The 2340-nt window shown below is 50.4% G+C and carries 2 protein-coding genes and 1 pseudogene; 1 reads left to right on the top strand and 2 read right to left on the bottom strand.

The window, feature by feature from the left end; genetic code table 11:
• Positions 1 to 449, bottom strand: a pseudogene (locus tag NW820_RS09120) (FkbM family methyltransferase); the annotation flags it as partial.
• 203 nt (positions 450 to 652) lie between these two features.
• Here NW820_RS09120 and NW820_RS09125 point away from each other — a divergent pair.
• A complete protein-coding gene (locus tag NW820_RS09125; RefSeq protein WP_414407314.1) occupies positions 653 to 1168 on the top strand; it encodes a type IV pilin protein in 516 nt (171 codons plus the stop codon).
• A gap of 95 nt (positions 1169 to 1263) precedes the next feature.
• Here the strand turns inward: NW820_RS09125 and NW820_RS09130 are convergent, their stop codons facing one another.
• A complete protein-coding gene (locus NW820_RS09130) occupies positions 1264 to 2229 on the bottom strand; it encodes a glycosyltransferase family 2 protein (RefSeq protein ID WP_414407315.1) in 966 nt (321 codons plus the stop codon).
• Positions 2230 to 2340 lie beyond the last annotated feature (111 nt).

Genomic DNA, 2340 nt, shown 5'->3' on the forward strand with positions numbered 1-2340 from the left:
GCCCGCATCAGCAAAACTTGGGTGTTGTCCCGCCGGCTTGGATCCAGCTCAAAGGCCATCTCCCGCAGCTTCAGACAAACCTGGAGACGCTGCTGCGGCTCCTGCGCGGGGCTGTTTTCCAGACGACTTGCGAGGGATAGCAACAAATCCAAGACTTTCTCCTGAGACAGGATCCCTGTTCTCACCAGAGGCGTGTAGAGCTGGTAAGCAAGGCTCAGCTGGCCAGCAGCCAAGGCCTGCTCCAGCGCTGACAAGGTAATTGCCTCTGGCTCAGAGGGGGAAGCCAAATCATTGGCTGAGGAGAGGTCAAAGAAACCCCACAGGAACTCCTGCCAATCCTTTGCGTCTTGCTCTCGGTAAAAAGCCACCAACCACTCCACAAAAGCATCGGGAGACTGCTGAAGCAGTTGCTTGGCTTCTAGGATCCGGGCTTGCAGCGTAGGGTTCATAGGTTGAAGGAAGAGTGCTAGTCTTAATCTGCCATGCTGAGGCCGGCTCAGCTAAACCACTGACCTGTGTCAGGCTCATCTGGCAAAAATCCGCAATTGCGCCAGGGAGCAGGCTGTTATGAGTCGCCCTTGAGCGGGGTAAGTTAGCACTAGCAGGTGAGCTGCACAGTTAACTCTCTAGTTTGCTAAAGGATCTGGTACTCATGAGCGCAAAGTCTCGTCAGTCTCTGTTGCGGGCCAAACTGGCTCAGCAAATTCTCTCCAAAGCCAAGGGCTTCACCCTGATTGAGCTGTTGGTGGTGATTGTAATTGTGGGTGTGCTGTCTGCAGTGGCAATCCCGCAGTTCTTAAACCAAGTGCGCCGCTCCCGTACAGCCGAAGCTCAAGCGGCTCTCACTGAAGTAGGCCGTGCCTCTGAAGTCTACCGACTCGACTTCGGCGTCTATCCTCACGAGTATGATAGGATCAAGTTCGGTGGAGACAATAATGACAAGTACATGAACGATCCGTGGAGGGCTCCCAACTACACGCTACCAGTGCCTTCTCAACGTTCGACCAGTGCTCCTCACGCACTAAGGTGGGACACAACATCCACCGGTGCTCCATACATCACCAGGTCTGGTTCAAACATTCAATGCACCATTGGGCTGGGAGCGCAGGAGACAGCTGTGACTACTGAGCCTACCTTTGTTGGTAAGAGCTGCAACGTCTTTCAATAATTTCTCTTTTCGCTTCAAGTACTCCATGGCTCCCTATAGGGAGCCTTTTTCTTACCCTGACTAGTCTCGCACTGGAGAGCGGATAAGAGCTCAGACTAAACCGGTGAGGTAGAGAGAGATGACAGTAGCTGGGAAGGGTAGCAAATGCGTGTGAGAATGCCGTTTTCCATGAGGCTTTGACTGGCTTCAGGATTGTTGTAAAGTATAAACTCCTGATAGAGAGCTTCCATGCGAGTTCTATCTCCCGAGCAGTAAGCATCCCGTGAGGTTAAGTGAAAAGGCACCCGAATAGGATTAGACTTGGAGCGCCACCAGTAGTCGGGAAAGTTTCCCAGTTGGGCGTATTTTTTATAGTAGTTCTGGAATCCGCAGTTCAAGTAGTGCAAAATAGAGGGAGACGAGGTTACTAGAGTATGATCCCCTGGAATATCAAAGCTATGTACGCTGTTAGGCAGAAGAGAGGGATAGATCCGAGCTGCTGACTTTCCATTCTGGTAAGCCAAAAAGTATTGACTCTTACTAGAGATCTTCTGAAACTGGGTATAGAATCCGGGATCCAAAATAGCAGGGTTTCTCTTAAATAAAGTGACCTCGCGGAAGTAGTCTTCGATCTCAAACGCTTCGGGAGCTGCTTCGTGGTTTAGAAACGTAACTTGAAATATATCGTCGCTTACTCGATCAAACCAATTTGGAGCCGTTGTCTGGCCAGGATAAAAAAGCTCGTCTCCGTCAATACGAAGAATCCAGTCCATGCCCTGATCCAGGGCAAGTTGTATAGCAGTTTCTACGTTAAGGATCTGACGAGCCATGACCTCATAGCCAACATGAGGGCCATATTTTGGGTAGAGAACATTCCCCAATGCTTGTTGGACTTGCAAAGCTTCATCGTTGGGAATAGCCGTTACATCGGAAAACTGAAGTGCCACCTGAATAGCGGGATCCTCTGGATCGTCAAAGAAGATATAAATATGGGCAATTCCAAGGGCAAGGTGATAGCGAATGAACGACTCCAAGCACACGCCTGGATCCCGAACAGTGGTAATTATGCAAACTCTGGCCATGGTGGAGCTGCAAGCCTTTAGGTGAATTGCTTGGCTCCTAGCCAAGTATTGATAGTGAAGCGGCTATCGGCAAAGGCTTGGCTAGGGCTAAATACCGGCAGGATCTCATGT

The organism is Synechococcus sp. R55.7 (genome assembly GCF_047461955.1).
Classification (GTDB): Bacteria; Cyanobacteriota; Cyanobacteriia; order Thermostichales; family Thermostichaceae; genus Thermostichus.

Coding starts and splice junctions, on each gene's coding strand:
- NW820_RS09125 (WP_414407314.1), top strand. CDS start 653: ATGAGCGCAAAGTCTCGTCAGTCTCTGTTGCGGGCCAAACTGGCTCAG.
- NW820_RS09130 (WP_414407315.1), bottom strand. CDS start 2,229: ATGGCCAGAGTTTGCATAATTACCACTGTTCGGGATCCAGGCGTGTGC.